This window comes from Halomonas sp. HL-93 (genome assembly GCF_900086985.1).
Classification (GTDB): domain Bacteria; phylum Pseudomonadota; class Gammaproteobacteria; order Pseudomonadales; family Halomonadaceae; genus Vreelandella.
This window is the reverse complement of sequence record NZ_LT593974.1, coordinates 627,879-653,389: the sequence shown is the minus strand read 5'-3', so window position 1 is coordinate 653,389 and position 25,511 is coordinate 627,879. Positions and strand designations below refer to the sequence as shown.

General features: G+C 56.0%; 29 protein-coding genes. 5 read left to right on the top strand and 24 right to left on the bottom strand.

All coding sequences use genetic code 11. The features are described 5' to 3' along the window. Window positions 1-10: 10 nt before the first annotated feature. Window positions 11-499, bottom strand: coding sequence for a tetratricopeptide repeat protein (locus GA0071314_RS02930; RefSeq protein ID WP_074395241.1), 489 nt, complete (start codon window positions 497-499; stop codon window positions 11-13). A 250-nt stretch (window positions 500-749) separates the two neighbouring features. Here GA0071314_RS02930 and GA0071314_RS02925 point away from each other — a divergent pair, with 250 nt between their 5' ends. Both GA0071314_RS02925 and yaaA read left to right on the top strand, forming a co-directional pair. Then, complete coding sequence (locus GA0071314_RS02925) at window positions 750-1,781, top strand: NADP(H)-dependent aldo-keto reductase (protein WP_074395240.1); 1,032 nt, start codon at window positions 750-752, stop codon at window positions 1,779-1,781. A gap of 94 nt (window positions 1,782-1,875) precedes the next feature. Continuing rightward, window positions 1,876-2,655 (top strand): peroxide stress protein YaaA, encoded by a 780-nt coding sequence (yaaA, locus tag GA0071314_RS02920; RefSeq protein ID WP_074395239.1) that lies wholly within the window; start codon window positions 1,876-1,878, stop codon window positions 2,653-2,655. Window positions 2,656-2,663: 8 nt separating this feature from the next. Here yaaA and GA0071314_RS02915 read toward each other — a convergent pair whose 3' ends face one another. Beyond that, window positions 2,664-3,239 (bottom strand): isochorismatase family protein, encoded by a 576-nt coding sequence (locus tag GA0071314_RS02915; protein WP_074395238.1) that lies wholly within the window; start codon window positions 3,237-3,239, stop codon window positions 2,664-2,666. 131 nt (window positions 3,240-3,370) lie between these two features. Here GA0071314_RS02915 and GA0071314_RS02910 point away from each other — a divergent pair, with 131 nt between their 5' ends. After that, window positions 3,371-4,219 (top strand): Tim44 domain-containing protein, encoded by an 849-nt coding sequence (locus GA0071314_RS02910; protein WP_074395237.1) that lies wholly within the window; start codon window positions 3,371-3,373, stop codon window positions 4,217-4,219. Window positions 4,220-4,321: 102 nt separating this feature from the next. On the opposite strand, the gene GA0071314_RS02905 is transcribed toward GA0071314_RS02910, so the two are convergent. The 20 genes from GA0071314_RS02905 to GA0071314_RS02810 form a co-directional block, all read right to left on the bottom strand. After that, complete coding sequence (locus GA0071314_RS02905) at window positions 4,322-5,344, bottom strand: tryptophan--tRNA ligase (RefSeq protein WP_074395236.1); 1,023 nt, start codon at window positions 5,342-5,344, stop codon at window positions 4,322-4,324. Window positions 5,345-5,404: 60 nt separating this feature from the next. After that, the gene (locus GA0071314_RS02900; RefSeq protein ID WP_074395235.1) at window positions 5,405-7,195 is read right to left on the bottom strand and encodes a DUF7305 domain-containing protein; all 1,791 of its coding nucleotides are present in this window, start codon (window positions 7,193-7,195) and stop codon (window positions 5,405-5,407) included. Further along, on the bottom strand, window positions 7,192-7,830 hold the full coding sequence (locus tag GA0071314_RS02895) for a PilW family protein (protein WP_074395234.1): 639 nt from the start codon (window positions 7,828-7,830) through the stop codon (window positions 7,192-7,194). Before GA0071314_RS02895 ends, GA0071314_RS02900 begins: the two co-directional genes overlap by 4 nt. Next, window positions 7,827-8,249, bottom strand: coding sequence for a type IV pilus modification PilV family protein (locus GA0071314_RS02890; protein ID WP_074395233.1), 423 nt, complete (start codon window positions 8,247-8,249; stop codon window positions 7,827-7,829). Before GA0071314_RS02890 ends, GA0071314_RS02895 begins: the two co-directional genes overlap by 4 nt. Further along, entirely contained in the window at window positions 8,246-8,809 is a 564-nt protein-coding gene (locus GA0071314_RS02885; protein ID WP_074395232.1) for a pilus assembly FimT family protein, read from the bottom strand. The genes GA0071314_RS02890 and GA0071314_RS02885 overlap by 4 nt, the downstream gene beginning before the upstream one ends. A gap of 3 nt (window positions 8,810-8,812) precedes the next feature. Continuing rightward, a complete protein-coding gene (locus GA0071314_RS19855; protein WP_074395231.1) occupies window positions 8,813-9,217 on the bottom strand; it encodes a type IV pilin protein in 405 nt (134 codons plus the stop codon). An 81-nt stretch (window positions 9,218-9,298) separates the two neighbouring features. Continuing rightward, a complete protein-coding gene (gene ispH / locus GA0071314_RS02875; RefSeq protein ID WP_074395230.1) occupies window positions 9,299-10,291 on the bottom strand; it encodes a 4-hydroxy-3-methylbut-2-enyl diphosphate reductase in 993 nt (330 codons plus the stop codon). Window positions 10,292-10,355: 64 nt separating this feature from the next. Further along, window positions 10,356-10,802: an FKBP-type peptidyl-prolyl cis-trans isomerase gene (fkpB, locus tag GA0071314_RS02870; RefSeq protein WP_074395229.1), complete on the bottom strand. Its 447-nt coding sequence runs from the start codon at window positions 10,800-10,802 to the stop codon at window positions 10,356-10,358. Window positions 10,803-10,806: 4 nt separating this feature from the next. Next, the gene (gene lspA, locus GA0071314_RS02865; RefSeq protein ID WP_074395228.1) at window positions 10,807-11,370 is read right to left on the bottom strand and encodes a signal peptidase II; all 564 of its coding nucleotides are present in this window, start codon (window positions 11,368-11,370) and stop codon (window positions 10,807-10,809) included. Next, the gene (gene ileS, locus GA0071314_RS02860) at window positions 11,363-14,194 is read right to left on the bottom strand and encodes an isoleucine--tRNA ligase (RefSeq protein ID WP_172822081.1); all 2,832 of its coding nucleotides are present in this window, start codon (window positions 14,192-14,194) and stop codon (window positions 11,363-11,365) included. The genes lspA and ileS overlap by 8 nt, the downstream gene beginning before the upstream one ends. A gap of 7 nt (window positions 14,195-14,201) precedes the next feature. Then, window positions 14,202-15,239, bottom strand: coding sequence for a bifunctional riboflavin kinase/FAD synthetase (ribF, locus tag GA0071314_RS02855; RefSeq protein WP_074395226.1), 1,038 nt, complete (start codon window positions 15,237-15,239; stop codon window positions 14,202-14,204). A 91-nt stretch (window positions 15,240-15,330) separates the two neighbouring features. Beyond that, complete coding sequence (gene murJ / locus GA0071314_RS02850) at window positions 15,331-16,908, bottom strand: murein biosynthesis integral membrane protein MurJ (RefSeq protein ID WP_074395225.1); 1,578 nt, start codon at window positions 16,906-16,908, stop codon at window positions 15,331-15,333. 79 nt (window positions 16,909-16,987) lie between these two features. Continuing rightward, window positions 16,988-17,254: a 30S ribosomal protein S20 gene (gene rpsT / locus GA0071314_RS02845; RefSeq protein ID WP_074395224.1), complete on the bottom strand. Its 267-nt coding sequence runs from the start codon at window positions 17,252-17,254 to the stop codon at window positions 16,988-16,990. Between the two features lie 284 nt (window positions 17,255-17,538). Beyond that, window positions 17,539-18,111 (bottom strand): PIN domain-containing protein, encoded by a 573-nt coding sequence (locus tag GA0071314_RS02840; RefSeq protein WP_074395223.1) that lies wholly within the window; start codon window positions 18,109-18,111, stop codon window positions 17,539-17,541. Beyond that, window positions 18,111-18,566 carry a helix-turn-helix domain-containing protein gene (locus GA0071314_RS02835; protein ID WP_074395222.1) on the bottom strand — a complete coding sequence of 152 codons (456 nt, stop codon included), beginning with the start codon at window positions 18,564-18,566 and terminating at the stop codon, window positions 18,111-18,113. Before GA0071314_RS02835 ends, GA0071314_RS02840 begins: the two co-directional genes overlap by 1 nt. Window positions 18,567-18,651: 85 nt before the next feature. Then, complete coding sequence (locus GA0071314_RS02830; RefSeq protein WP_074395221.1) at window positions 18,652-19,407, bottom strand: amino acid ABC transporter ATP-binding protein; 756 nt, start codon at window positions 19,405-19,407, stop codon at window positions 18,652-18,654. Continuing rightward, window positions 19,404-20,072, bottom strand: a complete 669-nt coding sequence (locus GA0071314_RS02825) for an amino acid ABC transporter permease (protein WP_074395220.1) — start codon at window positions 20,070-20,072, stop codon at window positions 19,404-19,406. The genes GA0071314_RS02830 and GA0071314_RS02825 overlap by 4 nt, the downstream gene beginning before the upstream one ends. 69 nt (window positions 20,073-20,141) lie before the next feature. Beyond that, window positions 20,142-20,912, bottom strand: coding sequence for an amino acid ABC transporter substrate-binding protein (locus GA0071314_RS02820; RefSeq protein WP_074395219.1), 771 nt, complete (start codon window positions 20,910-20,912; stop codon window positions 20,142-20,144). A 167-nt stretch (window positions 20,913-21,079) separates the two neighbouring features. Further along, window positions 21,080-21,898 carry a hypothetical protein gene (locus GA0071314_RS02815; protein WP_156524090.1) on the bottom strand — a complete coding sequence of 273 codons (819 nt, stop codon included), beginning with the start codon at window positions 21,896-21,898 and terminating at the stop codon, window positions 21,080-21,082. Window positions 21,899-21,909: 11 nt separating this feature from the next. After that, window positions 21,910-23,568, bottom strand: coding sequence for a methyl-accepting chemotaxis protein (locus GA0071314_RS02810; RefSeq protein ID WP_074395217.1), 1,659 nt, complete (start codon window positions 23,566-23,568; stop codon window positions 21,910-21,912). 162 nt (window positions 23,569-23,730) lie between these two features. Here GA0071314_RS02810 and GA0071314_RS19960 point away from each other — a divergent pair, with 162 nt between their 5' ends. Then, window positions 23,731-23,880: a type II toxin-antitoxin system HigB family toxin gene (locus tag GA0071314_RS19960; protein WP_074398403.1), complete on the top strand. Its 150-nt coding sequence runs from the start codon at window positions 23,731-23,733 to the stop codon at window positions 23,878-23,880. Continuing rightward, window positions 23,877-24,293 carry a helix-turn-helix domain-containing protein gene (locus tag GA0071314_RS02800; protein WP_074395216.1) on the top strand — a complete coding sequence of 139 codons (417 nt, stop codon included), beginning with the start codon at window positions 23,877-23,879 and terminating at the stop codon, window positions 24,291-24,293. The genes GA0071314_RS19960 and GA0071314_RS02800 overlap by 4 nt, the downstream gene beginning before the upstream one ends. Window positions 24,294-24,380: 87 nt before the next feature. Here GA0071314_RS02800 and GA0071314_RS02795 read toward each other — a convergent pair whose 3' ends face one another. After that, a complete protein-coding gene (locus GA0071314_RS02795; RefSeq protein ID WP_156524089.1) occupies window positions 24,381-24,989 on the bottom strand; it encodes a hypothetical protein in 609 nt (202 codons plus the stop codon). Between the two features lie 299 nt (window positions 24,990-25,288). Next, a complete protein-coding gene (locus GA0071314_RS19465; RefSeq protein WP_197668823.1) occupies window positions 25,289-25,474 on the bottom strand; it encodes an adenylyl-sulfate kinase in 186 nt (61 codons plus the stop codon). Between the last annotated feature and the right edge of the window lie 37 nt (window positions 25,475-25,511).

The window sequence follows — 25,511 nt, the reverse complement described above, 5'->3', positions numbered from 1 at the left end:
CAACGGCACATCATGCCGCGACAGGGTCGGACGGCTGACGCACCAGACTTTGCCAGTAAGCGGCCTGGTCGGCATCGGCCGTTAAGCCCAGCTCACCAACCCGGTAAGCATGCGCAAGACGCTCAGCCGCTAACGAGTGGCCGGATTGCGCCGCACGGGCATACCAGGTGACCGCATAATCATCACGGCGCGGATACTGCACGCAGCCGTGCTCGTAAATTTTTGCTGCCTGATACTGAGACTTTACATCGCCTGCATGGGCAGCTTCCAGCACATAGCGTGCACCACGCGCTTTATCCTGGGGCGATAAGCTACGTTGAAACAGCATGTGGCCGTAAACGGAAAGTGCATCGGGATGGCCCGCCTCGGCGCAGCGCTTAAACAAGCGCAGCGTTAACCGCTGGGTACGCGGCGAGCGTGGCAATAACCAACGATTTTGAAACAGCCGCTCGGCTAGCCGAAACTCCAGCCGAGTAAACAAAGATGATGCCTGTGTCATGGCAAACGACTCTGCCTGTTTGTTGAAACATTGGGCTAGCCGTCACTCCCTATGAGACAACCAACCACGCGATAAACCGGCCCTTGGCCGGTCAATGGGCTGGCAAGCATACGCCTGCCGTGGCAACGACTCAACCCCTCTGATTTGCTGCTTGGCGAACGCCTCGCTAACATGCCACACAACCCCCGTCGCGATGCACTGAAATCGGTGTGCATCCCGCTGGTAATCGTATTCATACAAGGAGACCATCATGCAAACGCGACCATTGGGCAGAACCGGGATGGACGTCAGCCGTCTTTGCCTGGGCACCATGACGTTTGGCGAACAAAACAGCGAAGCCGAGGCCCACGAACAGCTTGATCGCGCCGTCGCCTTTGGCATCAACTTTATTGATACTGCCGAAATGTACCCAGTGCCGCCCAAGGCCGAGACCCAGGGGTTAACCGAACACTATATCGGTAGCTGGCTCAAGCAGCGCGGCGAACGCGACGACGTCATTATCGCCACCAAGGCTGCCGGCCCCGGGCTTGACCATATACGCGGTGGGCCGCGTCTGACCCGCGAACACCTCTTCAAGGCGATCGACGCAAGCCTTGAGCGCCTGCAAACCGACTACGTCGACCTTTACCAGCTGCATTGGCCCGATCGCAGCACCAACTTTTTCGGCAAGCTGGGCTATACGCATAACGAAGAAGAAGATGCCACACCGCTTGAGGAGACCTTGAGCGCCCTGAAAGAGCTCGTCGACGCCGGTAAAATTCGCGCTATCGGCCTGTCAAACGATACCCCCTGGGGCACCATGCGCGCCCTTCAGCTTGCCGACCAGCTCGATGTACCGCGGGTTGCCTCGATCCAAAACCCCTACAACCTGCTCAACCGTTCGTTTGAAGTGGGTATGGCGGAAATCGCCCACCGCGAAGACGTCGGGCTACTGGCCTACTCGCCGCTGGGTTTTGGCGTGCTCTCGGGTAAATATCTGAATGGCGCACGGCCGCCTAAAGGGCGCCTCACCTTGTACGAACGTTTCAAGCGCTACACATCGCCAGAAGCCGAAGCCGCCACCCACGCCTATGTAGCGCTGGCGCGGGATTACGGCCTCGACCCAGCGCAAATGGCCCTCGCGTTCGTCAATTCGCGCAGTTTTCTGACCAGCAACATCATTGGCGCCACCACCATGGAACAGTTGGAAAGCAACTTAGCCAGCGAAAGTCTCAAGCTTGACGACGACCTGTTGGAAGCAATCGACGATATCCATCACCGCATGCCCAACCCCTGCCCTTGATAGAAGATTACGCTATCGATCTCATAGCCTCGGCCATCGCCGAGGCTTGGTATAATGTGGTCCATTACATCGACGATGTCCCAAGGAAGCTGCCATGTTGAGCGTTATTTCACCGGCCAAAACGCTGGATTTTGAAACCCCGTCAACCACCCAAGACGTCAGTCAGCCGGATTTTCTGGCTGATAGCCAAGCACTCATCGATATCCTGCGCGACTATTCACCGCAGCAGATCAGCGACCTCATGGGCATTAGCGACAAACTGGCAGGCTTGAACGCGGCCCGCTTTACCGAATGGCAGCCGCCGTTTTCGCTGGAAAACGCCAAGCCCGCCGCCCAGGCCTTTCAGGGTGATGTGTACACGGGGCTTGAAGCTGACACGTTCAGCGACAGTGAGAATCGCTTTGCTCAACAGCACCTGCGTATTCTCTCAGGTCTTTATGGCCTGTTGCGCCCGCTGGATCTGATCCAGCCCTACCGGCTTGAGATGGGCACCAAACTAGCTAACTCGGCAGGCAAGGATCTCTATGCCTACTGGAAGCCCACGCTAACCAAAGCGCTGGACGCAGCTATTGCCGAAAGCGGTTCAAAGGTGCTGGTTAACCTGGCTTCCAACGAGTATTTCAAAGCCGTTGATGCCAAGAAACTGGATGCCCGGATCATCACGCCGGTATTTAAAGATGAAAAAAATGGCACCTTCAAGATCATCAGCTTCTACGCCAAAAAGGCGCGCGGCCTGATGAGCGCCTGGATAATTCGTCAGAACATTAACGACCCCGAGGCGCTAAAAGCATTTGATGTTGCCGGTTACCGCTTCGATGCCGCCGCGTCACAAGGCGATACCTTTGTCTTCACCCGGCGCGAAGCCGAGCGTTAAACACACGCCTAGAAAAAACGCACTGCTTTCGCCGCACGAGGCTTCAAAAACTGCTGGTGGACCGCGCTGAAAGACGCTGTATCACAGCGGTGAAGCCACTCGTAGGCCACCATATCCGCCGAGACCGCCTGCGCCCCCAAGGCACAGGCCCTCTCGCGCGCCAGCATCGCTTCCTCGGCCCGGCGGCTTGCCGTCGCCTCGCTGAGCCAATAGACCGCATAGCCTTCGGCTAATAGCCCGAGTGCCGTTTGCAGTACGCAAATATGCGCCTCGGTGCCGCACAACACCACCTGATGCCTGCCCGACGCATGCAGCGCCTCACGAAACACGGCTTCCTCCATAATCCCGAAGTGCTGCTTTTGCCATATCGTGGGCGCTTGTCGGGCTTCCAGTAACGCTAGTGCCGTGCCCCCAAGTTTCTCGGGCATTTGTTCAGTTAGCCATACGGGCACTGCCAGCGCATCGGCTACGCCAAACAGCCAATGAGCCTCGCTTATAGCGGCCTCACCGCCGTCAATCGCTGGCAGTAAGCCCGCTTGGAAATCGACCATCAGCAGTAAACTTTTATCGCGTTGCAAGCGCACGATGCCACCTCATTATTGTCTTTATACAAAGACAGATTGAAACAGACGACGCACGATGCGTATAGGCGTTAAACTTGGTTCATTGCATCACCTTCGCGCCCCAGCGGCGCTTGTTAATCCGGAGACACACAATGTTGCGACAGTTTTTCGTCATCTTATTGGTAGGCGCAATGGGCTTTGGCCTGGCGGTCGAGTCCGCCGACGCACGACGCTTCGGTGGCGGCGCCAGCAGCGGCAGCATGTCGCGCTCGGCAGATCGTCCGGCGGCTACCCAGCAACAGCAGGCACAGCGCAACGACCAGGGCCAAGCAGGTTCAGCAGCGGCCCGTCGCGGCGGAATGGGCGGCATGTTCGGAGGCTTATTGGCCGGCGGACTTTTGGCCGCGCTGTTCTTTGGCGGCGCCTTTGATGAGTTGCGCTTGATGGATCTGCTGGTCATGGCAGGCGTCGCTCTGCTGGCAGTCATGGCCTTCCGGGCAATGCGCCAGCAGCGAGCGCCCGCACCCTCGTCTTCGGGTCATGCACGGTCGAGCGGCCCCACCTCTGCACCACGTTTCGACGCGCAAGAAGGCAGCAGCGCTGCAACCGACAGCCACTCAGGCGCAACAACGCCTGAGTGGTTTGATAAAGAACGCTTCTTGAGTGGCGCCAAAGAGCATTTCATGACCCTGCAGCGCGCCTGGGACAATAACGACTTCAGCCGCATTCAGGAGTACGTAACGCCCGCATATTACAACGTGCTGCGCGAAGAACGCGCCCAGCAGCCCGCCAATAACCGTACCGAGATTGTGCGCTTATTCGCCGAGTTGGGTAATGTTGCCGAAGTGGGCGACCAGGCCGAAGCGACGGTCATTTTCCACGGCCTACTGGAAGAAAACGGAGAACAAACCGAGTTCAACGAGACCTGGCACTTAACCCGGGCGATGCGCGACGATGCCCCCTGGTACCTGCAAGGCATCGAGCAAAATCCGGGTGCTTAACCACTCAGGCCATAACGGATAGCGTTAAAAAACAAACGCCCTGCTTTTAAATAAAGCGGGGCGTTTTAGTAGCAATACCACGAAAGGGGCGAAGATGAGAGCTTAAATAAAGCGCCCCAGACCCACAGCGGTACGCAACTTATCCATCGTCACCGCGGCTTCCTCGCGTGCGCGCTCTGCCCCGCGCTGGAGTACCGTTTCAATATGCCCAGGGTCTTCCATTAGCGCGTTGTAACGCTCGCGGGGTTTTTCAAGATGGGCGTTGAGATACTCAAACACCTGATTTTTCGCATCACCCCAGCCAATGCCCTCGGCGTACTGCTGGCGCATGGTCGCGGTTTCCTCGGCCGAGGCAAAGGCCGCATAAATCTGAAACAGCGTGCAGGTATCAGGGTCTTTTGGCTCGCCGGGCTCCAGCGAGTTGGTTTTGATTTTACGCACCAGCTTTTGCAGCTTTTTCTCAGCCGCGAATAACGGAATCGTGTTGTTGTAGCTCTTGGACATTTTGCGCCCGTCCAGCCCGCCAAGCACCTGGCTCTTTTCATCCACCACCGCGTTGGGCAGGATGAAATACTCGCCTTTATATAGGTGATTGAAGCGCCCGGCGATATCCCGCGCCATCTCGATATGCTGAATCTGGTCGCGGCCCACAGGCACCTTGTTGGCGTTAAACATCAGAATATCCGCCGCCATCAGCACGGGGTAGCCGAATAACCCCATGGTGATGCCTTTATCCGGATCCTGATTACCTGCTTCCTCGTTCTCAGCCACAGCGGCTTTATAGGCGTGGGCGCGGTTCATCAGCCCCTTGGCGCATACGCAGGAAAGCATCCAGGTTAGCTCGGGGATTTCTGGAATATCCGACTGGCGGTAAAAAATGGCGTTATCGGTATCCAGCCCAAGGGCCAGCCAGGTCGCGGCGATTTCCAGGCGCGACTGCTGAACGCGCTCGGGATCCTGGCACTTGATCAGCGCGTGGAAATCGGCCAGAAAGTAGAACGACTGAACGCTGGGATCCTGGCTCGCCTCAATGGCGGGTTTGATCGCCCCCACGTAGTTGCCCAGATGGGGCGTACCGGACGTAGTGATACCGGTTAGAACACGGGTTTTGGGTGACTGACTCATAAGGCATTCAAGCTCTTGGGCAAATAGCGCTATGATAACGCGGCCTTGTGTCAGTGGTCACTACTGCCAATCGACAAGCTGCCACCCTGAGCGAGTACTGTCCCCTGATCCTGACCCAGATATAGATTCTGAAAAGGCGCTAGCTAACAATTCATCATAAACAATGCTACCACTACCGCTCACCGTTACACGCTGACCTCTTAGACTCCCGAAAAAATCGGATCCCGAGTTTACTGATATATCGGTGTAGGGTGCGTATACATTGGCCACTACGCGATTACTGGCACTAAAGTTCACTCCAGTTTGATTGCCGGAGTAGCCTGAAAATATCGAAAACGTTGGGTTACCTTGATTATTCAGCGAGTTCGCTTCGGGCATATTTAATACGCTCCCAAAATCAACCCGGCCAGAGACAAAAATAGTCAAGCTACTGTCGTCATCAATCACTAAGCCTGCACCACCGCCGTCCATAGTAAAGTCACCATCCACAATGACCGCTATATCACCACCGCTGACGCGCAAGGATGGTGAGCTCGTTAGACGAAGATGATTAACTCGATAGAAACTTGTCGGTTCTTCCATTAGCGTATTTGAAGTTGGTTCAGCATGCTCAACCCAGCGATTAACGTTCCATGTTTTATCAAAACGTGACATGGCAGTTGGCGTGAAGCGCCATTGTTCATTGGGATAACTACCAACTGTGACATCACCAATAGTGGGTATTTCATCTTGATAGCGAACGATCTCATCTTTGAGACTCTTGCCGTTAAAATCGATGGGATCGCAGTCTTGCTCGGCTATCGGCGTTAAAGAAAGTTCGGCATTGGTCATAAAATTCTGCCGATTGGCGGCATCTAAGTGGTCCGAAACGGGGTCGCGGCTAGATATAATATCGCCCCCAGCGTAAATAGCCTCTCCTACGCTAGCAGCATAATTGCTAAACCTAATGTCTTGTTCAGCGCGAACTTCCCCATCCACCCGCGTGCTACTGCCGAACAATACATTGGACAAGCTGTCAACGTTCCCTCTGACGCGCCCACCCCCAGCGTTCAGATTGACATTTTGGTTGGCCAATATGCTACCAAACACCTGGGACGAACCAGTCATTGTCACGCTGCCCAAGGCCTCTATTCCACCGTGAAGTTGTTCATTCCCGCCCAGTTCAACATTGGCGTTTTCAGTGGTCGTTCTTAGTAGTGGTAAATCATCGCTGGCAAACCGCCCCGGCTCCCCACTCCATCCCCCATCGCTAGAACGATAGCTGCTAATGATGGAGCCACCTCCTGATGATACCCCCTCACAACCCACTACAGGAGATTGAAAAGGCGTTGGGTTGCCCGAACCTTCACCTAGGGCATAAACTAATCTCGATTGACCGCGCGCACTTTGGCGTAACCCATCATCCAAGGCGGTAATAGCAATTTGATCGCCCTCTAGTCGCTCAAATTCCAATACAAAATTTTCCACCAGCGTACCGTGTATTTCGGCTTGGTCTTCTGAGCTTAGCTCCTCATAATTGTTGGGCAGCAGTTGTTTGAAAAAATCATCCAATGCACCTTCTTCGAGCAATGCTTCCACCTCTCGCCCGCGTAGACTTTTGGTTTGCCCGACAGAAACTAATTCGTTATTAGCTAATAGATCATTAAGATATTCGTTGCGGCGCGTTGTGTTATCTGGGTCGACCAACGCTGATAAGGTATTTTCTGCGGTCATCTGCGCCTGAGTCGAAGCACGATAATTACCCGCCAAGCGCTCATCCACCAGCGCGGTTTGCATGCCCGAAAGGCCCAGCGTCATGGCACCGGCGAGCAGCGCCATAACGATCACTAGCGCCGCGCCTTGTTGTTTCATGGTGCATTACATCCATTTCGATTGGTGTTCAAATTTCCATTCCCGGGAACATAACACCGATCGTTATACATCTGGTCACCATTCATGTAGTAACCGGGGTTATTAGGGTCGGGGTCCCGGGTGTCATTATCATCGTTGCCATCATTATCGTCGCCATTTTGCTCAGTACCCAGCACAGCAGTGCGGTGGGTGACATGGAAGACAATCGACTCACCGTTATTTTCAATCGGCAGTGACACGCGATAAAGGGCGTTGTTATCCAGAACGGGATCACCCAACTCGTGAGCGTCTTCCGTGCAATGGCTGTCACCACCGGAGCTACCCTTGGGAAAGCTGACCAGCGGCTGATTGCCTTCGTCGGTATCGGCCACGGTGCAGGTGCACTGGTCTTTTTCCTGCACCTGCTCTGTCTCGCATTCAAGCGTGTAGCGCCCTGGCCCATTCTGGCGAATCTCACTTGTCACGCGCTGGGCGATAAACACCAGGTTTTCCTGCTTACGGCTAATCGTGTCAACGTTTTGGAAGGTTTGAAAGGTCGTCAAGAACAGCTGCCCCGCCCCCAGGATGATGATGGTGCCGATCACCATCGCCACCATCAGCTCTACCAGAGTAAACCCGCGTTGGGAATGCCTCATTGCACTCCCTCCAGGCTGGGCAGGCGGAAGGTATAGTCAAGCTGGTCATTAGCGTCTTCGCTAAGTGCAAGGGTGACGGTAAACCGACACGCACCTTCATCACTGTCTTTCTCGATGCCGCTGTCGCTTTCAATGGCATTACGCAAGGGGGTGTGGTCGCTATCCTCAAACCATTGATCTCGCCAGTCTGTTTGAACCGCCCCAACGTCAATAGCATCGCAGCCTTGTCCAGGCTCAAGCGTTGCCCACAGGCGCTCCTGTGCATCGGCGGCGGCCACGCTTGCCACTGAGCGTTGGTAGCCAAGCGAGGCGCTTTGCAGTGCTTTCAGCTGCATGGCTGCCACGCCCACCAGGCCAAGCGACAGCACCAGTAGCGCAATCAGTGCCTCGACAAGGCTGAAGCCGCGCTGCGACGTCATGAGGTCACCTTGCGCAGGCTGCCGGTTTCACGAACACGGATCGTCACCGGGTCAATATCGTCTTCCGAGTCGGCTGGCGCGAGCGTAATCTCGCATTGGCCCTCACCATCGTCACAATCGCTGATATCCGCGTCGCCCAGGCTTTCAAACACTAACGAGAAATTGCCTTGGGGCTTGGTAATATTGGCCGTTTGCCCTACTCGCATAACAGCCGCCTCGCCGCCATTCTGCGGGCTTTCGGCCCAGTAACACCAAGCGTTGTAAACGTACCGGGGACCATCGTCGCCACTTTCATCAATCCGCTCTTCGTCGCGGCATTCATCAGGACGGCGTATCGAGGTTGCTGTGTCAGGCGGTGAGAAGTTGACGGTGATCGGCTGGCGTTGCTTGATGGCTTCGCTGCGCGCAAAGGTCATCACCGATTGAAGTTGGTTAACATCACCGGCCAGTTGCTGGCGGGCCATAAACGTAGAAAAGGAGGGCACGGCGATTAGCATTAACAACGCCGCGATAACCAGTACCAGCATCAATTCAATAAGGGTAAAACCGCGTTGACGCATAGGCTACCAGCATCCATCGGGTGATTGTCTGCCCCTGGCATCCAGGATCAACGGCTCGCCGCAGCCATCGTCTCGGTCGGTCTCGGCCGTTAGCGTATAGCCGCCATTCTGACTGCCGGTCGACACTTCAATGGTGTAGTGCCCTTCTGGCGAGGTGGCCGGTACGTCATCGCAATTGTCGTAGGTATAGGACTGAGTGTTACAGCGCTCAAGCGCAGATGCCGCTTGCATGAGCCCCGCATGGGCATCCGTTCGCAGCGATTTTTGTGCGTAGCGGGTATAGCTGGGGTAGGCAATGGCCGCCACGATGCCGATGATGGCCAACACAATCATCAGTTCAATTAGGGTAAAGCCGCGTTGGCCGCCTGATGAAATGCGGCCGGAGGAAGGATGAGAAACATAAGACACGCGGCTCTGCTCCTGTATTGGTTAACTCATACTATTTCAGTATGTCGTAAACCCATACGCTTTGCATCACGAAGTCTTTGTTTAGCCGCTGGCAATCACCCGTTCACGCAGTTCACGGGGCATCGAAAAGGTAATCGTTTCTTCACGCCCTTGAAGCTCTTGTGGCACGGTCGCGCCCATGGATTGAAGGCGCTCGATCACACCTTTGACCAGTACTTCCGGGGCACTGGCACCGGCGGTAACGCCTACGCAGCTGACGCCGTCCAGCCACTCGGGAACGATCTGCTCGGCGTTATCGATCAGATAAGCGGGCGTGCCCATGCGCTCGGAAAGCTCGCGTAGACGATTCGAGTTGGAGCTATTAGGACTACCCACCACCAACAGCAGATCGCTGTCGGCGGCGAGTTCACGCACTGCATCCTGACGGTTTTGCGTGGCGTAGCAGATGTCGTCTTTGCGCGGGCCTTGAATCGCGGGGAATTTATCGCGCAGCGCGTCGATCACCTTGGCGGTGTCGTCCATCGACAGCGTGGTTTGCGTCACAAAGGCCAGTTGCGAAGGGTCCTTGACGTCCAGGTTGGCGGCATCGTGCTCGTCTTCCACCAAGTAAATACGGCCACCGTGGGAAGTATCGTAACGCCCCATGGTGCCTTCAACTTCCGGATGGCCCTGATGGCCGATCAAGATGCACTCCTGGCCGCGCTTGGCATATCGCAGCACTTCAATGTGCACCTTGGTGACCAACGGGCAGGTAGCGTCAAACACTTTCAGGCCGCGCTGCTCGGCTTCTTGCTGGACTGCACGGGAAACCCCATGGGCCGAGAAAATCACAATCACATCGTCGGGCACTTCGTGCAGTTCCTCGACGAATACCGCGCCGCGCTCACGCAGGGTTTCAACCACGAAGCGATTATGCACCACTTCATGACGGACATAGATCGGCGGCCCAAACACATCCAGCGCCCGGTTAACAATATCGATTGCCCGGTCGACCCCTGCGCAAAAGCCACGCGGGTTGGCCAGCTTGATTTCGATGGGGTGTGTTTGCTGCTGTGATTGCGGTTTTGACAACATGAGTCTCGCGCCTTGGTACAGAGCACCGTTGGATGAATTCAGCCGCCTGTCAGTAAGTGATCTCTCAGTGCGTCGTGACCGGCTTCACGTCGAGCACTTCAACCTCAAACGTAAGGGTACGCCCCGCCAAGGGATGATTAAAGTCGACCTCAATCCGATCACCTTCAATGGTTTTGACCACACCTGGCAATTCCGTTCCCGCTTTATCGGCAAATGACATGACCATACCAATCTCCGGCACTTCATCGCCGAAGTCATCACGCTTCAGCGTTTGAATGTTCTGCGGATTATGCTGACCAAAGGCATGTTCGGGGGTAATCTCGAAGCTGCCCTCTTGACCCGCCGCCATGCCTTTAATCGGATGCTCAAAACCGGGTGGCAAGTTGCCATCTCCATACTGGAAGGTAGCGGGCACTTTCTCTTTGGTCGAGTCCACCACGGTGCCGTCTTCCAGCTTGAGCGTGAAGTGCAGAGTCACTTCCATGCCGTCATCAATTAAATAGTCGCTCATTGCGTTACTCGCTGTTGGAGGTAGACGAAGTCCGCTGGGCTTTTTTGCGCCGCCGCTCGCCCATTACCGATTCCCAAATTAGCCCGACCGCCCCTAGGGTAATGCCTATATCTGCCACATTAAATGCAGGGTAGTACCAGCCCGCCGCATGAAAAGACAGAAAATCGACCACGTAGCCGTGAACAAGCCGATCATAAAGATTGCCCAGCGCGCCGCCGATAATCAGTGGTAGCGCGACAGCCAGCAGCTTTTCATCGGCCCTGATACGCGACAGCCAAATGCTCAGACCAATACTCGCCCCAATCGCAACAATCGCAAAGAACCAACGCTGCCAGCCCGGGTGCTCTGATAAAAAGCTGAACGCCGCTCCCGTGTTGTGTAAAAGCGTGAGATTGAAAAACGGCAGCACCTCGACCGGCTGGGCGTAGTTCAACATGCTCGTCGCCAGGTACTTGGTGGCCAGGTCGAGCACGATCACCGCCGCCGCCAACCACAACCAGCGCAGCGGCCGGTGCATCGGCGGCCGCTGTAAGGGGTGGGCGTTTGCTGGGCTTGTATCATTAGGCATAGTAACGAATCTCTCCGCTGCCTTCGGGCAAGTTGCTGATACAGCGGCCGCATAAATCGGGATGCGCCGCATGGGTGCCCACATCCGGACGATGGTGCCAGCAGCGCTCGCACTTGGTGTGCTCACTTTGAGAGACCACGACCTTCAGGCTTTCAAGCTCGGTGGCTTCGGCATCTTCGGCCTCGGCCAGCGGTTTCAAGTGCACCTCGCTGGTCAGCATCACAAAGCGCAGCTCATCGCCCAGTTTGGTCAGCGTCATGTTGAGCTCGTCACTCACGAAAAGCGTCACCTCGGCCGCCAGGCTGCCCTTGATCACCTTGGCGTTGCGGGCATCTTCCAGACACTTGTTAACCGCGTGCTTGACCTCAAGCACCTGCTCCCAGAAATCACGACCCATCTTGGCGTTATCATCCAGGGTATCAAGGCCGGTGTAATAGGTTTCCAGCAGGACACTGTCGCCGCGCTCACCGGGGATATGCTCATAAATCTCCTCGGCGGTGAACGACAGAATCGGCGCCACCCAGCGGCTCAGCGCTTCCACCACATGGTACAGCGCCGTTTGCGCGCTGCGCCGGGCAAGCGAATCGGCTTGCGTGGTGTATTGGCGATCCTTGATCACATCCAGGTAGAAGCCGCCCAGTTCACGGGCGCAGAAGCCGTGCACCTGCTGGTAGACATCCAGGAAGCGGTATTCGTCATAAGCGGTGTCGATACGCCCCTGCAACTGCGCGGCGCGGTCGACCACCCATTGATCCAGCGCCAGCATGTCGCCAAACGCCACCTGGTCCTTCGCGGGATCAAAGCCGTTAAGGTTAGAGAGCAGGAAGCGCGCGGTGTTACGGATACGCCGGTAAACATCCGCAGTGCGCTTCAAAATCTCATCGGAGACCGCCATTTCACCAGAGTAATCGGTGGACGCCACCCACAGGCGCAAAATGTCGGCGCCCAGCTTATCCATCACCGTTTGCGGCACAACCACGTTGCCGATCGACTTGGACATCTTGCGACCCTGGGCGTCCACGGTGAAGCCATGGGTCAACAGCTGGCGATACGGCGCGTGGCCGTCGATGGCCGAGCCGGTCAACAGTGACGAATGGAACCAGCCGCGGTGCTGGTCGGAGCCTTCCAGGTACAGGTCCGCCCTCGGGCCGCTCTCGTGGCCATGCGGGTGCGAGCCGCGCAGCACGTGGCGGTGAGTGGTGCCGGAGTCGAACCACACATCCAGCGTATCGGTGACTTTGTCGTACTCGTCGGCTTCCGCGCCTAGCAGCTCCGCCGGGTCGAGTTTAAACCAGGCGTCGATGCCTTGCTGCTCGACGCGTTTGGCAGCCTCCCCCATCAATTCCACGGTGCGCAGGTGCAGCTCGCCGGTCTGCTTGTGCAGGAAGAACGGGATTGGCACGCCCCAGTTGCGCTGGCGGGAAATACACCAGTCCGGGCGATTGGCGATCATACTGTGCAGGCGCGCCTGGCCCCAGGCAGGGGTAAATTGCGTCGCCTCGATGCCTTCCAGCGCACGTTCGCGCAGGGTTTTGCCGTCCTTACCTTGGATATCCATGCCCACAAACCACTGGGCGGTGGCACGGTAAATCACCGGCGTTTTATGCCGCCAGCAGTGCATGTAGCTGTGTTTGATCGGCGTGTGGGCCATCAAGGCGTTCACTTCACGCAGCTTCTCGACGATATGCGGGTTGGCCTTCCAGATCATCTGGCCGCCGAAGAACGGCAGGTCGTCCGCATACACGCCGTTGCCCTGCACCGGGTTGAGCATGTCATCGAACTCCATGCCATGCTCGCGGCAGGTAATGAAGTCGTCCATACCGTAGGACGGCGCAGAGTGCACGATACCGGTGCTGCCCACTTCGGACTCGACGTAATCGGCCAGGTATACCGGCGAGAGACGATCATAGAACGGATGGCGGAAATTGATTAAATCCAGCGCCTCACCCTTGGTGGTGGCGATCACCTCGCCAGTCAGTTCATAGCGTTCCAGGCAGCTTTCGACCAGATCTTCCACCAACAGCAATAGGCGCTCGCCGGTATCGACCAGCGCGTAGGTGAACTCGGGATGAACGTTGAGCGCCTGGTTGGCCGGGATGGTCCAGGGCGTAGTGGTCCAGATCACCACGGCGGCGGGTTTGGGCAGCGCCTTCAAACCAAAGGCCGCGGCCAGCTTGTCTGCGTCTTCCACCGGGAAGGCCACGTCGATGGCGTCAGATTTTTTATCGGCGTACTCGACCTCGGCTTCAGCCAGCGCCGAGCCACAGTCGAAACACCAGTTGACCGGCTTCAAGCCCTTGAAGACGTAGCCCGCGTCGACCATCTCGGCCAGCGCGCGGATCTCGCCCGCTTCGTTGGCGAAATCCATCGAGCGGTAGGGGTGGTCCCAATCGCCAATTACACCCAGACGCACAAAGTCAGCCAGTTGGGTTTCAATCTGTGCGGCGGCGTACTCGCGGCATAGCTCGCGGGCAGTATCTGGCGCCAGATGCTTGCCGTGGGTGGTTTCCACCTTGTGCTCAATGGGCAGGCCGTGACAGTCCCAGCCCGGCACGTAGGGCGCATCAAAACCCGCCAGGTTCTTCGATTTGACGATAATATCTTTAAGAATTTTGTTAACGGCGTGACCGATATGAATGCTGCCATTGGCATACGGAGGGCCATCGTGCAGCACGAACAGCGGCGCTCCCGCGCGTGCTTCGCGCAGGCGCTGGTAAAGGTTCATATCCTGCCATGCGGACACGCGCCCTGGCTCCTGCTTAGGCAGCATACCTCGCATGGGAAAGTCGGTTTCTGGCAAGTTTAGCGTGTGCTTATAATCCATAATCCGGTCAGCCGTCGTTATCATCGGCGGAATCGCCCGCCAAGGAAGAATCAGAAGAAGCGGTCTCTCGCCCGAGCGGGGCCGAGGCCAGCGGTAATGTTGCGCTTTTGCCAGCGGCGGCGGCCGCAAAATAGCGCCGCGCCTGGCGCTGATCGCGCTCAATCTGCGCTTTCAGTGCCTCAATATCGTCAAACTTCACCTCGCCCCGCAGCCGTGCGCAAGGCACTACCGTCATGCGCTGGCCGTAAAGGTCGCCTGAAAAATCGAACAGGTGCACCTCCAAGGTCGGCCGCTTGGCGCCTACCGTGGGGCGAAACCCAACGTTGGCTACGCCGAAGTAGCGCTTGCCGTTTTCCAGCTCACTCACCACTGCGTACACGCCGCGTAGCGTGAGCGGCTGGGGCAGCATCGGCAAATTAGCAGTGGGAACGCCGATGGTACGCCCCAGTTGCTGGTCGCGCACCACCCGGCCATCGACTGAATAGGGCCGACCCAACTGGCGCTCGGCGGCGGTAAAATTGCCGCTGGCCAACAGCGTGCGCACCCGCGAGCTGGACACGCGCTCGTCGTCAACGGTAAAGGTACGGGTATGCTCAACGCCAAAACCGTACTCCCGGCCCACGGCTTCCAGCAGGGTAAAATCGCCACGCCGATCACAGCCAAAGCGGAAGTCGTCGCCGACCACCAGATGTTTTACGTTGAGCCCGTCAATCAGCACCTGATCGATAAACTCACGGCCGGTGAGGCTACGCAGCGCATCGTTAAACGGCAGGCACAGCACCTGCTCGGCGCCGTGCTGGCCCAGCAGGCGGACCTTTTCGCGCAGCCGCGTAAGCCTTGGCGGTGCCTGGTCGCCGGCAAAAAACTCACGCGGTTGGGGTTCAAACACCACCACGGTTAACGGCGCCCCCAGGCGGGCAGCGTGCTCGCGGCACTGCTGCAAAATCGCCTGATGGCCACGGTGCACACCATCAAAATTGCCGATGGTCGCCACGCAGCCCCGCGAAGACACCGTTAAATTGTGCAAACCTCGAATGACCCGCATGGCACCTCAGCCGTTGCTAGCCCGCTTACCCGCCCAAGAAGCAGGCAGCAAAGCCCTTGATTATAACGAACCTAGCCGCTGCCGTGCAGCGTTAGGCACGCATTTTCAAATGCCGTATTCGTAAACCCAACGCCCCCAGCCAGGTAAAGTACAGCCCCGCGCCCAGCGCCACCAGCCCTGACACCCAGGCGACCCGCTGCCATAGGCTCATGGCAAGCCATGCCGTCCATTCGGGCGCGACAAAATACAGCGCGAGGCTCATCAGGACACAGCCGCCCACCAGTTGCACCGCAAAGCGCCCCCAGCCCGGCTGAAACACCAGCACACCCTCTTTATAAAGCAGGTAACCCAGCAGCCCAGCATTCAAAAACGCCGACAGCGCCGTGGCTAACGCCAACCCGGCATGGGCCAGCGGCCAAACCAGTATCAGGTTGAACAGCATGTTGGCGGCCATGGCAAAAATGGCCACCTTGACCGGCGTTTTAGTGTTTTGGCGGGCAAAAAAGCCCGGCGCAAGCACCTTAATCAGCATAAAGGCCACCAGCCCCACGGCGTAGGCGCGCAGGCTCATCGCCGCCATTTGTATATCGGTATCGGTCATCGCGCCATAGTGAAACAGCGTGATCAACAGCGGCTCGGCCAGCACCACCAGCGCCAGGGCGGCGGGCAACCCCAGCAACAGCACCATGCGGATCGCCCAGTCCAGCATGGCGGCAAAGTGCACGTTTGACTGGTCAGCATGCCGTTTGGAAAGCGCTGGCAAGATCACCGTGCCAATCGCCACGCCAAATACCCCCAGCGGCAGTTCAACCAGACGATCCGAGTAGTACAGCCACGAGACACTGCCTGCGGCCAGCAAAGAAGCCAATACGGTGTCCAGCAGCAGATTGATCTGCGACACCGACACGCCAAACAGCGCCGGGCCCATCAGCTTCAAAATCCGCCGCACGCCCTCATGGGCCAGGTTGGGCCATGGGGTCGGCATCAACCCCAGGCGCAGCAAAAACGGCACCTGGAACACCAACTGGGCGACGCCGGCGATTAACACCCCCCAGGCCAGGGCCATGGCGGGCTCTTGCATCAACGGCGTTAGCAGCACGGCCGCGCCAATCAGCGATATATTGAGCAATACCGGGGTGAACGCTGGCACTGCAAAGCGGTTCCAGGTGTTCAGCACGCTACCGGCAAAGGCGGTGAGCGAGATCAGCAATAAATAGGGAAAGGTTAACCGCAGCATGTCCGCCGTCATGGCGAGCTTTTCCGGGTCTCGCCCGAACCCCGGTGCAAACAGCCAAATCAGCCAGGGTGCTCCCAGCATGGCAAGCGCCGAAATCAGTGCCAGAATGGCCGTTAAACTGCCCGCCACGGCGTTGAGCAACTCGCGGATTTCCTGCTTGTCACGCTGGGTCGAGTACTCGGAAAGCACCGGCACAAACGCCTGGTTGAACGCTCCCTCGGCGAACAAGCGACGCAGAAAATTGGGGATTTTGAAGGCCACAAAAAACGCATCGGCCCCGTCACCCGCGCCCAGCAATGCGGCCACTACCACATCGCGCACCAAGCCCATGACCCGCGAGAGCATGGTCATGGCGCTGACAATCAACCCCGAGCGCATCAACCCACGCCGGGGGGGCTGCTCGTGGACTTCCGGCTGCGAATTTGTGGTCATCGCCCTCGTCACCCTTCCATTGGCAATCCACAGACACAAAAAAACCGGCCGCAGCCGGTTTTTTAAGGCGCCTGCCGGCTTACGCCGCCAGTGCTTTAATGCGCTTGTTCATGCGGCTTTTCAGACGCGCGGCTTTCTTCTTGGAAAGCACGTCTTTATCCGCAATGCGGTCGATGACCGGCTGCGCTGCCTTGAACTCTTCCATCGCCTTGCCATGGTCACCGGTGTTGATCGCTTTGATCACACGCTTGATGTAGGTGCGGACCATGCTGCGTTGGCTAGCTTTCAGGACGCGACGGTTCTCGGCCTGACGGGCGCGCTTGCGAGCTTGCTTGCTGTTCGCCACTGGGTATCTCCTTGGAGAATAAGGTTGCCGATTAAAGGGCAACGGATTAACTATGTGTTCGTCGCACGCCGACTCGGACAATACGACGCTTCCGTAACAACCAATTGATTTGGCAGCTATTTTTGTGCAATAGCCCGGCCAAATTAGTGTAGCGAGCAGTTCATTTCAGCTGCCCGCTCACGGGTCTTGTCTGAGAGGATGGCATAGTCTATCACGCAGAATGCGGGCTTGCTAGGGTGTTTCAACAGCGTAAAAAGTCCGCCGCCAACACACCACGCTAAGCATCAAAGCATTAGACGATAGCGCCTAAGCTCACTGACCGTTTCAGGAAGCCGCTGATTTAATAGCAAATCAAGATATTCTTCGGCATTAAAGGGTGGGCTCTTCAAGCTTTGTCTATGGCGCTGAGCTGCCTGGATAACATCACCTGGACTTAACGCCAACATGTCCGATAAAAACTCATCAGGATGTATCGATCTAATATCGTACTGAGCCAGAACAGCGTCTGGAAAGTCTTTGAGATTAAAGGTAATAATCGCCTCAGCCCCGCTATGAATAGCGCAAGCAAGCACATGGCGGTCATTTGGGTCTGGCAACGTCAACCCATCAATCAAAGACTCAAAACCTTCCACGACTGCATCGCGTGTGTGCCTATCCATTAGCTCACGAACGCGCTCAAGCTTTTCCCATGACAGGTCATCACGCTGAGCCAGCAGGTTTCGCATCCATTCCTCATGTATTTGACGCGACCAACGAGCACGATACAAATCGGTTATTGCCAAATGAATGAGAAAGCTTCTTAACGGCGCCGGATAAAGGACACAGGCATCGTAAACCACTGTGTAATACGAACTCATCAATAGCCCAGACCGAGTGACTGATCCAGCGATGACAGCTCATCAAGGGCTTCAAGCCGCTGCTGATCAACCTCTTGCTTATAAGCCATCACATCCGTGTACTTAACTTTGCGACGATTCCCGACTCGATGGTAAGGAATATTTCCTTCGTCCAATAACTTGATAAACGTCGGACGCGACATATTCATCAAATCGGCCGCTTCCTGGGTGGTCATCTCTGCATGAACAGGGATCAGCTTTACGGTATTACCTTCACCTAGCTCCGTCAGAATATCTACCAACAAACGAAGCGCGCTTACGGGCACTTCAACGTGATGCGCATGACCATCCTTGCCGGAAAGCATTACCTGCTGCGTGGAGGCTTTTGTTTCCACAGACGCAGCTAATTCCCGGCTTGATAGCTTAGCAAGCGCGGCCTCTTCTTGGCTGGGCAGCATGGCGGTAAGCGAGACCATTGCCTCTCCTCCTAAAAAACACAAGGGACTTACCCTTCAGAGTAGCATTATTCGAAATTTTCGCAAACCATAATGCTATCGACACTCACGGCACTGTCTGCCCCATGGGCGCCAAAATCTTGCGCAGGAAGTGGCGAGTGCGCTCATCCTTGGGTGCCGTGAACAGTTCCTCGGGCGGGCCCTGCTCGACAATACCACCCTCGTCCATAAATACCACGCGATCCGCCACGTCACGGGCGAACTGCATCTCGTGGGTGACGACGATCATCGTCTGCCGCTCTACCGCCAACTGCTTCATCAAGCTTAACACTTCCTCTACCCATTGGGGATCAAGCGACGAAGTAGGCTCATCAAACAGAATCACATCGGCATTGGCCGCCATCGCCCGACCAATACCAACCCGTTGCTGCTGGCCACCGGAAAGCGACGCCGGGTAGGCATCCGCTTTATCCGCCAAGCCAATCCGCGCCAAAATATCCCTCGCCCGCGCGTCGGCTTGAGCCTTGGGCAGCTTGTCTACCACAATCATGCCTTCGCTAATGTTTTCCAACGCCGTTTTGTTCGCAAACAGACCATAGTTCTGAAACACAAAGGCGGTTCTTCGCCGCAGTGCCAGAATATCGGCGCGGCTCACTTGGCGTGCATCGACGCGTAAGTTGCCTACCGTGATATGCCCCGCTTCCGGGCGTTCAAGAAAGTTAATACAGCGCAGCAGAGTTGATTTACCGGTCCCCGATGGGCCGATAATGACAATGATTTCACCCTGGTCTAAATGCAAATTGATGTCTGTAAACACTGGCTGCTGACCAAATCGCTTGCTGACAGATTCCAGAGTGATCATCGCTGATACGCCTTATTCAGATACGTTTCCAGACGGCGCTGGCCCCATGAGAGTACCTCCACCACCACCCAGTAAATAATCGCCACTAGCAAGAACGCTTCCAAATAGAGAAAGCTTCCTGAGGCCTCTTTTTGGGTAGCGCCCATTAGCTCGGTGACACCCAGGGTAAACGCCAGCGAGGTGGCCTTGATCATATCGATGAAATAATTCATCAGCGTCGGCGTTGCCACACGGGTTGCCTGGGGCAGGATAATACGGCGCATCAATTGCGACTGGGTCATGCCGATGGAAAGCGCCGCCTCGGTCTGGCTCCGGTCAATACCTACAATGGCCGCACGAATGGATTCCGCCATGTACGCGGAGAAATGCAGCGTTAGACCCAGCACGGCAGCGGTCACGCCATTAATGGAAATGAGCGCATCAATCAGTTGCGGTAGGCCGTAGTAAAACAGAAACAGCTGCACCAGCAGCGGCGTTCCGCGGAAGAACGAAATAAACAGCAGTGCCCCACCATTCAGCACCGGTATCCGCGAGACTCGAACTACCGCTAACAGACAGGCGATAATCAGCGCAAACAGCATGGCGATAGTCGCCATCTGCAGCGTTAACGGTAAATACCTTAACAGGACCGGCAGCAGGCCCCACATATACTCCACATTCAGCATAGTTACGTCGCTTATAAGCAAAACGGCCGTGGCATTGCCACGGCCGCCATCAACAGGCGAGAGCCTCGATTATGGTTGGGTGATGTCAGTATCGAACCATTTCTGCGATATATCCGCTAGCGTTCCGTTATCGCGCAGTTCTTCGAGCGCTGCGTCAACACGGTCGCGCTGGGCACGGCCTTCTTCATCATCACGGAACGGTAGCGCATTTTCGATGGTATTGAATGGCTGCCCAGACAACTCAAGCGGCAAATTGCGCTCGCTAATGACCTGGCTGGCACTCACTCGATCCATCACGAAGGCATCCACCCGGCCAACCGCCACGTCCTGCTCGACGTTAGACTCGTAGGTGCGGATATCGATTTCATCAGCATTGGGCAGTTCACGTAGCAGTTGCTCGAAATTAGACCCGAGGTTCACGGCGACGCTTTTACCGGATAAGTCCTCAACGCCTTGAATGGTGTCGTTACCTGCCCGAACCACTACCTGCGCACCATCGTAAACATACGGTGAGGTGAATGCATACTTCGCTTGGCGCTCTTCAGTTATCGTAATCTGGTTGGCAATCGTATCGATCCGTCCAGATTCCAGCATACCGGCCAAGCCAGAAAAGCTTGCCGTCACGAACTCGATGTCATCGCCGGTTATCTCACCTACGGCGTTCATGACATCGACTTCAAACCCTTTGAGTTCGTCTTGCTCCACAAAGGTAAAGGGGAAATAACCGCCCGACATGCCAACCTTCAGCGTATCGGCTTGGGTAGTGGCGGCAAATAACCCGCTGGCAATGCTTAATGCAAACGCGCCCAGGGTCATATTCAGCGTGCGTGTTAGTCGCATGAATCTGTTACCTCGTTAGGTCGATATTCCGACGATTCAAATAGCCGCACAGAAAGCCATGTGGCGTTGATGATGGCTATTTTAAGCGCATCGAAAAAAGCGAACAAAAGAATATTAAAGCCACTTTTTATTCTTTTATTGAATATACAGCCAGCCTCGTTGGTGGACTATTTGTACCGTATAGCGTTGAACGTTTTAAGCGTAGCGACTTGGCGCTGGGCATCGAGTATCTCGCCGCCTAAGGCGGCTAATTGTTGCGTAAAGATGATAAGCTTTTCCAACTGGACCTTATCAAAACCACGCTTACGCTTCGGCTTTTCGAGTATCACGCTCACGCCGCTAATCAGGTTTTCCGTCTGCTGAAAAGCCTCCAGGGAAGGCATTTCCCCAGGCGGGTAAGCGTTGGCAATGCGTAACGGGTTCTGCGGGGTAACCCCAGGCACGATGTAAACCTTAAGATCGGCATCGTAGTGGGCCTCCCAGTTTTGTAAGCACAGCTGGAGTTTTTTATTGATTGCGATATTGGGCTGGCTATACATGACAAAAAGCACATGCACAGCGCTGTATTCGCCAGCCTTGCCCTTTTCAGGAGCCACCTCCTCTACACTATCTTCATGGCTAGGTAGCGTAGAGGAGGTGTTCACCTTTATATCCGCGACAGGCGACCGGGATGGCAATACGTCCCGCTCGGCAACAGGTGATAATCGTCGCCCAAGCTTCAGCCACTCGCCCATTTTCCAACCGTCGACTTCCAATATCCCTCTTTTACTTAGTATGAAATACATTGAGAGGATAAGACTGTTAAAACTTAGCCAGCCTGCTGCAATGGCCAAGGCTACCGCCAGTTTATGCGGGTCCATGCGTTGATTCCCTGCTGAAAGAGGAACTGAGCGCCCCATCCCCCAGGGGCGCCATGTAAAGCCTCTCATTATCGAACAAAAACCAGGAAAATCAATTTTGGCCCAGACCCGTGACGGGTCGAGCACTGACAACTCATCTAAAAAGCTTCCCACTCAGGTTCGTTTTTCATCGGGTTGCGCTGCGCTACCTGCTGGGAAGCCGGCTTGGGTAGCGCTGAAGAAGCGGTATCTGAGCTATCGCCACTCAGCTTGAACGCATCCACCAGGCGCGTGAGGCGGTTGGCCTCCTGCTGAAGGGAGGCCGCCGAGCCGCTGGTTTGCGACACCAGCGTGACGTTCTGCTGCGTGGCGGAATCCATCTGTGTTAGCGCCGTGCCCACCTGCTGAATACCAGATTCCTGCTCGCGTACGGCCAGCGAAATCTCGTTCATTAGTCCCGAGACTTGGCGGATGGCTTCTACCGTATCCTGAATGCCCTCGCCGCTGCGTACCGCTTGCTCGGCCCCGCTGGCGATGCGCTGACTAATATCCGTAATCATCTCACGGATTTTTTTGGATGAGTCCGCGCTGCGGCTGGCGAGGTTGCGCACTTCGCTGGCCACCACCGCAAAGCCACGGCCATGTTCGCCCGCACGCGCCGCCTCGACCGAGGCGTTAAGCGCCAGGATATTAGTCTGGAAGGCAATCGAATCGATGACTTCGACAATTTCACCCACCTGGCGCGAACTGGTCTCAAGCTCGCGCATCAAGGCCACCGAGTGCTGGACCTCTTTGACACCCTTCTCGGCTTTTTCGGAGGCTTGACTGGAAAGCGTATCGGCATTGCTGGCCGACTCGCTGTTCTGGCGGACGATAGAGGACATTTCCTCCATGCTGGACGCCGTCTCTTGCAGCGCCGAAGCTTGCTCTTCCGTTCGCGACGCGAGATCCTCACTGCCGGTGGCAATCTCATTCGATGCCACATTGACATTGCGGGCGCCATCTCGCACCGCCTGGAAGCTGACATCCATACGGGCAATGAAGCCATCAAACTCGCGGGCCAGCTCGCCGATCTCGTCGCGACGCTGGCTATTAATGCGCGCCGTCAGGTCGCCCTCCCCCTGGGTAATATCGCGAATGCGACCGCTGACTTGACGAAGTGCCCGGGACATCAGGTTCGGCCCCATCAAGGCAATAACCAATGTGGCAAGGAGCACCAAGGCGGTGAAGCCCATCACCCAGCGCTGCTGCACGGCCACCTGGGCCAGCGTTTCTTCCTCAAGGGCCAAGCCACGCGCATCAGCACTTTCACCGGCGATGTTGTATAGCTCACGCAAGGAGTTAAAGGCCGTCAGCGAGTCACCTTCCAGTTGCTCCTCAGCGGCGTCAACTTCGCCGTCCGCATGAAGCTCAAAGACACGCAGGGACGCCGCCTCCCAGGCCGTAAAGCGATCCTCGAACGGCTCAAGCCCCTCGCTCACCTGCGGATACGCGTCCAGTAACGTGAGGAAGTCATGCATCCGGTCATACGCCTGCTCGGCATTTTCAAGGTAATCGTCGTACTGGGCGCTAGCCGCCTGACTACCCGATTCTTCGCGCAGCACTTCAAGCTCTGCTACCCGCGACTGATACAAATCACGGTCCGCATTGAGCACCGCTGACACCGCCGGATTAAACGAGCCGCTGAACGCCGTCATGCGCTCGCGTATGGATTGGACTAGCAGGCTATCGACCACTACAACGCCCAGCAGCGACAAGGCCACCAGGATAAACGCCAGGGTGTATTTCACATTGATCTTGTGGAGTTTCTCCAGCATTGCATCACCTGCTGATTGTAATACTTATAATGGTGAAGCCGACCCTGGCGGGATTAAGATGCATCCTATCTTTTATAGTATCGGCTGCGGGGGGAAGGGCTTGAGGCACAGGGGCGAGTAATATTGCATACAATAAAAGCTGGCGGCTCGCTCAGTGGTCGCGTGAAAGCTAGTGGCTTGGCAATCTTCTCAGGCCTGAGACTAATTGCGTTTATCTCGTTCGAGCAACAGATTCTGTACGTGAAGCACATTACTACGCATTCCGAATACGACAAGCTTTGTCGTCGGTATGCCAAGGAGGCCGATAAATGAATGCCACCCCCTACCTCGAAGAGGCCAAGGCTGTTTTCCACGCCGTACCGTTCTTGTCTCATATCCACTCTGAGGCGGAGTATCAAGAGGCGCTGACCATGGTCGGCGAGCTGATTGACGACGTCGATAACAATATCGCCCTTATTGAGCGCCTTACCGATGCCATTGAGGAGTGGGAAAATGCCTCCAAAGAATTTACCGAGTTCAATGCCGGTGTTCAGTCTCAGGATGCGGTGGATATGCTCAGGTCCCTGATGGACCAGCACGGGCTTGGTGTCGCAGACCTACCCGAAATAGGCAGCAAGTCGCTGGTTTCCAGAATACTCAACCGCAAGGGACGCGACCTTACCCGCCGCCATATCGAGGCGCTCGCCAAACGCTTTGGCGTGAGCCCTGCCCTCTTTTTCCATTGAGCTTTTGGGGCATACAGCGCATACAAAATCAGGTAAATAAGGCGCTGTCTCTCTACTCTAAGCAACTGCTCCACTTCTGAGAAACACCTACACTTTCGCCTTCCCGTCGATCACTGCTTGAAAACCGCTGGGGGTCACTGGTTGCTTGTCGGCATCCACGACCTTTCCGCCAATCCGTGCGAGTTCTTTGGCTAACTTTACCAAGCGCACCAGCTGAAGTTTGTTGGGCGTGGCACTACGCGATTTCTTGATCATTTTCAACGCCACGCCCTTCACAGGGAATTGACCGTTATCCTGGTTGAAGGAAGGCAGTGAGGCAGGTGGGTAGGCGTTAGCAATATGAATCGGGTTGCGGGGTGAGTCTCCCGCCAGGGTGAAAGACTTAGTGCTGCTTTCATACACCGCGCCAGAAGATAAAAGCACGATGCTTAAGCGCTCATTGCTAGCCATCGTCGGCTCATCAAACATCACAAACAGCCCCCACGCACTAGCGTTTTCATCCACAAGAACCGGCGCATCATCTGGCTCTGCTGAATTGGACGGGGCAACAGGCAAGGATTTAGAACGCTTAGCAGAGCGGAACCTGAACTTCGGAGCTTCTCCGTTGAGCAGCAAATACAACAACACCAAGCCACAGTTAAGGCTGAACCAGACCGACAAAATGGCGATCATGAGTATCAAGTCTGTGGAATCCACTGCCGGTTCTCTTCTAATTAGTGTGGTGAGCGCTGCCTTGCGAGCCGCCTGAACTGCGCAGCCAACAAGTATACATCAGACGAAAATCATACACTAAGTTACTCGCCCTGCTTCTATCCATAGGACAGACCTGTGTGAGAGGGGAAGACTACAACTGTTATGCTCCTGGCACTACTCGTGTTTGCACATGTTGATACTTCACGGCCCTGTCGACTATATCCAGTATTGCCTAGCCAATCATTCCACGCTCGCGTAACGCTTCCATTACTGTATCAGCGGCAGCTTCAGGGTTCATCATCTCAGTATTGAGATGAATATCCCGCAAGCTTGGCGGTTTCCGCTATCCGGCGTACGTTTTCAACACGGTCAGCATCGGTGAAGCCTAAATCGCGGTGAGGACAAGAACAATCAGCTTCCCCTAACGAGGCTTGTGATCTTTTCCCATCATCAAAACTTTTAATTGATGCGTCTGTGAACAAAAACATGCGCATTTCAAGCGTTTTGCTGCAGAAATCTCAGGCA